The organism is Protofrankia sp. CiP1_Cm_nod4, from assembly GCF_982290645.1.
The window spans coordinates 24,617-32,662 of record NZ_CEVIVC010000019.1; the positions used below are offsets into that span (position 1 = coordinate 24,617).

Sequence of the window (8,046 nt, forward strand, 5' to 3'; positions counted from 1 at the left end):
GACAGTGCGGTGAGGGCGGCGACGACGTCCCGCAGGCTGTTGGCGTCCAGCGGGACGATCACCCCGTCCGGCCCGGTGCGCTCGACCACGGTGTACCGCAGTTCGCGGGGCACCAGCGGGGGCGGGCGGTCTCGGGTGAGGTCGTAGAGGGCGGGCCGGTTCTGGCGGCCGATCTCGATGATGTCGGCGAACCCGTGCGTGGTCACCAGGGCTGTCCGCGCCCCGCGCCGCTCGAGCAGGGCGTTCGTCGCGACGGTGGTGCCGTGGGCGAACCGTTCGACAGCACCGGCGGCCCCGTCCCGGCCGGTACCGGAGCCGGCAAGACCGGCTCCGCGGACGGCGTCGAGCACCGCTTCGGACGGGTCGGCGGGCACCGAGGGCACCTTCCCGAAGAGCATCCGACCGTCGTCGTCGACCGCGACGAGATCGGTGAAGGTCCCACCCACATCGACGCCGAGCCACACCACCACGTGGCGATCCTGGCATGTCGCGGCGGCCCGCTCCCAGCCACCCGGGATGGACAACACATGCCATCGCCTGAGATGGACACCAGAAGTAATAGCAGAGACACTACCCGTAACTCACATGTAAGTCACGGCCGCCAGAACATCCGACCAACAGTGACACAATTCACGAACTACGGCTGTTTGGATCGCCCGTGGCCCGGATCACGGGCCACGACCTTCAGACACATCCAGGTGAAGGTGACGAGTAGCCTGATTACACGGCAGCGGAAGGGCCCGCGCCTCGGGCCCCAGCAGAAGGTGGATAGAGGGGAACGCCCCCGTGACAGCACCGACGGTACCCGAATCCGGCCCCGACTTCGGCCCCAACGAGTGGCTGGTATTCGAGATCTACCAGCAATACCTCGCCGATCCGGAGAGCGTCTCGCCACAGTGGCGCGAGTTCCTCTCCGACTACCGGCCAGAGGGTGTCAACGGCCAGCCAGGCACGGCGAGATCCGTCCCGCCAGCCATCGCCGACGGTGCAGTACCGGCCGCGGACGGTATCCCTGGCGCGGCCCCGACCGACCGGCCGGCCCCCGCGCCGGCCGCCGCGGCGCCGGTGGCTCCCGCGGCACCCGCGGCTCCCGCGGCTCCCGCGGCTCCCGTGGCGCCGGTGGCTCCCGCGGTCCCCGCGGCCGGCACGCCGGCGGCAACGGCCGCACCAGCGGCCGGCCAGAGCGCTTCCGCCGCGGGCGGCGGTGCCTCGACGTCACCGCTGCGAGGCGCCGCCGCGCGCGTCGTCGCGAACATGGAGACGTCACTGCACGTCCCCACCGCGACGTCGGTGCGGGCGGTGCCCGCCAAGCTCCTCGCGGACAACCGGATCGTCATCAACCGGCATCTGGCCCGTTCCCGCGGCGGCAAGGTGTCGTTCACGCACCTGATCGGCTACGCCATGGTCAAGGCGCTGCAGGCCGCGCCGGTGATGAACTCCTCCTACACCGAGGCCGGCGGCAAGCCCGCCCTGGTCACGCCGGAACACGTCAACCTGGGCATCGCCATCGACCTGGTCAAGGGCTCCTCGCGCCAGCTCGTCGTCGCCGCGATCAAGCAGGCCGAGACGCTGGACTTCAGCCAGTTCTGGCTCACCTACGAGGACCTCGTCCGGCGCGCCCGGACAAACAAGATCACGGCGGACGACTTCACCGACGTGACGATCACGCTGACCAACCCCGGCGGTATCGGCACCGTGCACTCGGTACCCCGCCTGATGCAGGGCCAGGGGACGATCATCGGGGTCGGCGCGATGGAGTACCCGGCCGAGTTCCAGGGCGCCTCCCAGGAGACCCTGTCGAGACTGGCCGTCTCAAAGATCATTACGCTGACCAGCACGTACGACCACCGGATCATCCAGGGTGCGCAGTCCGGCGAGTACCTGCGCCGCATCCACCAGCTGCTGCTGGGGGCGGACGACTTCTACGAGGAGGTCTTCCGCTCGCTGCGCGTCCCGTACGAGCCGGTGCAGTGGGTCGCCGACATCACCTCGTCCCACGAGGGCGATCTCGACCACGGCACCCGGGTGCTGGAGCTGATCCACGCCTACCGGGTCCGCGGCCACCTGATGGCCGACACCAACCCGCTCGAGTTCGCCATCCGCAGCCACCCCGACCTCGACATCATCAGCCACGGGCTGACCCTGTGGGACCTCGACCGCGAGTTCCCCGTCGACGGCTTCGCCGGCCAGCGGACGATGACCCTGCGCGACATTCTGGGCGTCCTGCGGGATTCGTACTGCCGCCGGGTCGGCATCGAGTACATGCACATCCAGGAGCCGGACGAGCGGGTCTGGATCCAGCAGCGGGTCGAGCGTTCCGCCGAGCGCCCCGACCCCGCCGAGCAGCTGCACGTCCTCGAGCGGCTGGGCGCGGCCGAGGCGTTCGAGTCCTTCCTGCAGACCAAGTACGTCGGGCAGCGGCGTTTCTCCCTCGAAGGCGGGGAGTCGGCGATCCCGCTGCTGGACGAGGTCCTGCAGCGGGCCGCCGATGCCGGCATGGACGAGGTCGCCTTCGGGATGGCCCACCGCGGCCGCCTCAACGTCCTGGCGAACATCATCGGCAAGTCCTACCGGCAGATCTTCGCCGAGTTCGAGGGGTACGTCGACCCGCAGACCGCGCACGGCTCGGGTGACGTCAAGTACCACCTCGGCGCCGAGGGTGTCTACACCGTCCCCGACGGCCGCGAGGTGGCGGTCTCCCTGGTGTCCAACCCCTCCCACCTGGAGGCGGTCGACCCGGTGCTCGAAGGTGTCGTCCGCGCCAGACAGGACCTGCTCAACAAGGGCCCGGAGGGCTTCACCGTCCTGCCCGTGCTCATCCACGGGGACGCCGCCTTCGCCGGCCAGGGCGTGGTCGCCGAGACGCTGAACCTCTCCCAGCTGCGCGGCTACCGCACCGGCGGCACCGTGCACCTCGTCATCAACAACCAGGTCGGGTTCACGACCTCGCCGGTCTCCAGCCGGTCGTCGGTGTACGCCACCGACGTCGCCCGGATGGTGCAGGCGCCGATCTTCCACGTCAACGGGGACGACCCCGAGGCGTGTGTGCGCGTCGCGCGGCTGGCCTTCGAGTTCCGGCAGGCGTTCCACAAGGACGTCGTGATCGACATGGTGTGCTACCGGCGGCGCGGCCACAACGAGATGGACGAGCCGTCGTTCACCCAGCCGCTGATGTACGACACCATCGCCACGAAGCGGTCGGTGCGCAAGCTCTACACCGAGGCGCTGATCGGCCGCGGCGACATCACCCCGGCCGAGGCCGAGCAGGCCATGAAGAACTACTCGGCGCAGCTGGAGAAGGCGTTCGCGGAAACCCGTGACACCACCAGCCGGCCGGCCGGCCAGCCCCTGCTGGTGACGACCCCGGCGGAAGCCGCCGCCGCGGCCGCGGTGTCCACCGCCGTGTCGCTGGACGTCGTCAAGAAGGTCATCGACACCCAGACCACGCTGCCGGAGGGGTTCACCGTCCACCCGAGGCTGCGCCCGCAGCTCGAGCGACGGGCCCAGATGGTCGCCACCGGGGCGATCGACTGGGCATGCGCCGAGACCATCGCGTTCGGCTCGATCCTGCTGGACGGGCGGCCCATCCGCCTCGCCGGGCAGGACAGCCGGCGCGGCACCTTCGGCCAGCGGCACGCCGTCCTGGTCGACCGGCACACCGCCGAGGAGTACTCGCCGCTGAAGTCGCTGGAGGCCGAGCCGGGCGCCGGCACCTTCTACGTCCACGACTCGCTGCTGTCCGAGTTCGCCGCGATGGGCTTCGAGTACGGCTACTCGGTGGCCCGGCCGGACGCGCTCGTGCTGTGGGAGGCCCAGTTCGGCGACTTCGTCAACGGCGCACAGTCGATCATCGACGAGTTCATCGCGGCGGGCGAGGCCAAGTGGGGGCAGCGCAGCGCGGTCGGCCTGCTGCTCCCGCACGGCTACGAGGGGCAGGGACCGGACCACTCCTCGGCGCGGATCGAGCGGTTCCTCAGCCTGTGCGCCGAGAACAACATGCTGGTCTCGGCCCCGTCCAGCCCGGCGAGCTACTTCCACCTGCTGCGCCGGCAGGCACTCTCGCCGGTGCGCCGCCCGCTGGTCGTCTTCACCCCCAAGTCGATGCTGCGGCTGAAGGCGGCGACGTCGACGGTCGAGGAGCTGACCGGCGGGTCGTGGCTGCCGGTCATCGACGACGCGACTGTCGGTGACCGCGCCGGCATCCGCCGGGTGCTGCTGTCCAGTGGGAAGGTCTACTACGACCTGCTGGCCACGCGGGCCAAGCAGGAGATCACCGACACCGCGCTCGTCCGCGTCGAGCAGCTCTACCCGACCCCGGTCGAGGAGCTGCGCACGGTGCTGGCGGCCTACCCGGACCTCACCGAGGTGATCTGGGTGCAGGAGGAACCCGCCAACCAGGGTGCCTACCCGCACATGGCCATCCACCTGCCGGCGGCGTTGCCCGCCGGCCTGGTGCTGCGCCGGGCCTCCCGCAACGCGTCGGCCGCGCCGGCCTCCGGTTCCTCCTCGCGGCATGAGAAGGAGCAGGCGAAGCTGCTCGAGGACGCGTTCGCCGGGTAGCCTTCTTTCTCATCCCAGCAGGGCTGTCATCTCCAGGACTGTCATCTCAGTGTGGGGCGGGGTACGCGGTGTATTTCACCGACCGGGGTGTCGAGGAGCTGTCGCAGCGTCGCGGTGAGGAGTCCGTGACGCTCGACTGGCTCGCCGACCAGCTGCGCACGTTCGTCGACCTGCATCCCCAGTACGAGGACGCGGTCGAGGAGCTGGCCACCTACCTGGCCCGCCTCGACGACCTGGACGACTGAACCGGGCGGCCGAAAGAAAAAGAAAAGGCGGGTACGGACCGGTTTCGGCCCATACCCGCCTTTTCGCGTGCCGTTTTTCGCCTGTTCCGGGCGGACGCAAATGATCCAGGCAGCTCAGACGGTCAGGCAGCTCAGACGGTGAGGACGAGCTTGCCGAAGACGTCCCCGCGGGCGAGTTTCTCGAACGACGCGCGGGCGTCGGCGAGCGGACGGACGTCGTTGATGATCGGACGGACCCCGGTCCGGTCGATGAAGGCGGCGAGCTCGGCCAGCTCGTCCCGGGTGCCCATGGTGGAGCCGACGACGGAGAGCTGGAGGAAGAACAGCCGGTTGAGCTCGGCCGGCGGGTTGGCGCCGGTGGTCGTGCCCGAGCAGACGATCCGGCCGCCGGGCCGCAGCGCCCGCAGGGAGTGCCCCCAGGTCGCCGCCCCCACGGTCTCGATCACCGCGTCGGCCTTGACCGGCAGCCGAGCGCCGGGCTCGAACGCCTCGTCCGCACCGATCTTCAGTGCCAGCTCCCGCTTGGCGGCGTCCCTGGAGGTGACGAGAACGGTGTGGCCGGCGGCCTTCCCAAGGATGATCGCGGCCGTGGACACCCCGCCGCCGGCGCCCTGCACCAGCAGCGTGCCGCCGCCGGCGGCCGGCAGGGCGGACCGGTGGACGACCATCCGGTAGGCCGTCAGCCACGCGGTGGGCAGGCAGGCGGCCTCCTCGAACGACAGCGAGGGCGGCTTGGGCACCAGGTTGCGCCGCGGTACCGCCACCGTCTCGGCCAGGGTGCCGGGGTACAGCTCCGACAGCAGCGTCCGCCGCGGGTCGAGGGTCTCGTCCCCGCCGCCGGCGGCCGGGTCACCGATGACCGCGTGGACGATCACCTCGTCGCCGTCCGCGCTCACCCCGGCCGCGTCGCAGCCGAGGATCATCGGCAGCCGCTCCGTGGGCAGCCCAACCCCGCGCAGACTGAAAAGATCATGATGGTTGAGCGTCGCGGCCCGGACGGACACGGTCGTCCAGCCGTCGGGGACGTCGGGGGCGGCCTGCTCACCGACATCCAGACCGGAGAGGGGATCGTCGGCGTTCAGGGACACAGCGGCGACAGCGAGCACCAATCAACAGTAAAGCCACAGCTGACGTGACGCTCGTGATCACATCGACCGGGAGGAACCGACCCGGAAGAGCAGTCAGAATTTCCCCATCCACATCCATCAGAAAAACAACAAATAAACTACCAAATAACTACGCACACATGAAAAACCATGTGCACTACACCGCCTGCGTCGCACGGCAAGGGCGGCTGTGCTCCACTCTTCAACGTGACGACACACAGGCGGGTGCAGGAGCCCAGCTCGGGTGTGTCCCGGTGGTTCCGCCGGAAACAGCGGATACCCGTGTCGGTGGCCGATCCCGCGCCAGCCGCTCACGCCGGCGGCACCACGATCGTCGTTTCCGTGACGGACTTCGTCTCCTGCACCTACAAGGGATGCGGGACGCTGCGGCCGCTGGCGGAGGCGTCCGAGAACCGGCAGTGCCCCGGCTGCGGCCGAGTCTGACCACGGCCCGCTGCGGTCGCAGCCAGCTCGGGCCACGGCCCGCTGCGGCCACGGCCTGGCCCACCCGTCCGAGGCCGTCGCGCGAACGCCGCCGCGCGGTACGACCGCCGGCCGCGCCGCTGGCAGCGCGTCCACCAGCGGCGCCACGGTAGCTACCCGGATGCCTACCGGCGTGCGACCCCGTCGGCGTGCGCCTGGCGGGCCACCGCGGCGGCGACCGCCGGCGCCACCCGGCCGTCGAAAACGCTCGGGATGACGTGCTGCTCGGTCAGCTCGTCCGCGATCACACCGGCGAGCGCGTCCGCCGCCGCCAGCTTCATCGACTCGGTGATCCGGCTCGCGCGCACGTCCAGTGCCCCGCGGAACACACCGGGGAAGGCCAGCACGTTGTTGATCTGGTTCGGGTAGTCGCTGCGCCCGGTGGCGACGATCCGGGCGTGCCGGCGCGCGACCTCCGGGTCGACCTCGGGGTTGGGGTTCGCCATCGCGAACACGATCGAGTCCGGCGCCATCGAGGCCACGGCATCCTCGGGCACGGTGCCCGAGGACAGGCCGAGGAAGACGTCCGCCCCGGCCAGCGCGGCGTTGATCGAGCCGGTGAGCCCGGCCCGGTTGGTCACCGCCGCGATCTCCGCCTTGACCGGGGTGAGGCCGGCCCGGCCCTGGTGCAGGATCCCCCGGCTGTCACCGACCGCGATGTCCCCGATGCCGGCGGCGAGCAGGATGCGGGTGACCGCCAGGCCCGCGGCGCCCGCGCCGGAGACCACCGCCCGCAGGTCGGCCAGCCGCCGGCCGGTCAGCCGCGCCGCGTTCTCCAGCGCGGCGAGCGCCACGATCGCCGTCCCGTGCTGGTCGTCGTGGAAGACCGGGATGTCGAGACGGTCCTGGAGCAGCCGTTCGATGGCGAAGCAGCGCGGCGCGGAGATGTCCTCCAGGTTGATGCCGCCGAAACTGGGCGCCAGCCGGGCCACCGTCTCCACGATCTGCTCGGCGTCGGTGCAGTCCAGGCAGATCGGGACCGCGTCCACCCCGGCGAACTGCTTGAACAGCGCAGCCTTGCCCTCCATGACCGGCAGGGCCGCGGCCGGGCCGATGTTGCCGAGCCCCAGCACGGCGGTGCCGTCGGTCACCACCGCGACGACGTTCGACCGCCAGGTGAAGTCGTCCGCCAGGCCCGGCTCGTCCGCGATGGCCGTGCAGACCCGCGCGACCCCGGGGGTGTAGGCGCGCGAAAGATCCTCCCGGTCGTTCAGCGGGACGGTCAGCGCAACGCCGATCTTGCCACCCTGGTGCAGGGCGAACACGGGGTCGGTGTCGCGGGCCAGCGGCCCCGGCCCGTCCGGCGCGACGGCAGGCTGGGGCACGGCCGGCGGCAGATGCCCCGGCGCATCAGGAACGAGCTGGTTGACGGAATGGTCGGTTGTGGCAGTCATCACTACTCCCTCGGACGAGATGCCTCGACGGGTGGGAGGCGTGGACGGCAAGGCCGGGGATCGCCCGGGGATGCCGTCCAATATGACACGCGGGCCCCGCCGCCTCCTCCGCGGACACCCCCATATCCTCGACTGAAGCATGCGCGTGCCCCGGGCGTCCCGAATAGTTTTTGCGGCCGGCACGGCGTACCGGAACACCAATGGATCGATACCGGAACAGACATGGACCACCGGTGACCAGCGGCGATCAATGATGGT

5 protein-coding genes are annotated in these 8,046 nt (G+C 70.6%); 2 read left to right on the forward strand and 3 right to left on the reverse strand.

The window, feature by feature from the left end; all coding sequences use genetic code 11:
* On the reverse strand, positions 1-527 hold a 527-nt coding region (locus AC5LSR_RS06205), incomplete at its 3' end, for a hydantoinase/oxoprolinase N-terminal domain-containing protein (RefSeq protein ID WP_493468240.1).
* Positions 528-786: 259 nt separating this feature from the next.
* Here AC5LSR_RS06205 and AC5LSR_RS06210 point away from each other — a divergent pair.
* Both AC5LSR_RS06210 and AC5LSR_RS06215 read left to right on the forward strand, forming a co-directional pair.
* The gene (locus AC5LSR_RS06210) at positions 787-4,560 is read left to right on the forward strand and encodes a multifunctional oxoglutarate decarboxylase/oxoglutarate dehydrogenase thiamine pyrophosphate-binding subunit/dihydrolipoyllysine-residue succinyltransferase subunit (RefSeq protein WP_493464589.1); all 3,774 of its coding nucleotides are present in this window, start codon (positions 787-789) and stop codon (positions 4,558-4,560) included.
* A gap of 68 nt (positions 4,561-4,628) precedes the next feature.
* A complete protein-coding gene (locus tag AC5LSR_RS06215) occupies positions 4,629-4,805 on the forward strand; it encodes a DUF6104 family protein (RefSeq protein ID WP_013872471.1) in 177 nt (58 codons plus the stop codon).
* Between the two features lie 131 nt (positions 4,806-4,936).
* On the opposite strand, the gene AC5LSR_RS06220 is transcribed toward AC5LSR_RS06215, so the two are convergent.
* A complete protein-coding gene (locus AC5LSR_RS06220; RefSeq protein ID WP_250287204.1) occupies positions 4,937-5,911 on the reverse strand; it encodes a zinc-binding dehydrogenase in 975 nt (324 codons plus the stop codon).
* 608 nt (positions 5,912-6,519) lie between these two features.
* Positions 6,520-7,788 (reverse strand): NAD(P)-dependent malic enzyme, encoded by a 1,269-nt coding sequence (locus AC5LSR_RS06225; RefSeq protein WP_250281766.1) that lies wholly within the window; start codon positions 7,786-7,788, stop codon positions 6,520-6,522.
* Positions 7,789-8,046 lie beyond the last annotated feature (258 nt).

What these genes read in the sequence shown, in the direction of transcription:
- AC5LSR_RS06225 (WP_250281766.1), bottom strand. Translation starts at nt 7,788, where the DNA reads ATGACTGCCACAACCGACCATTCCGTCAACCAGCTCGTTCCTGATGCG.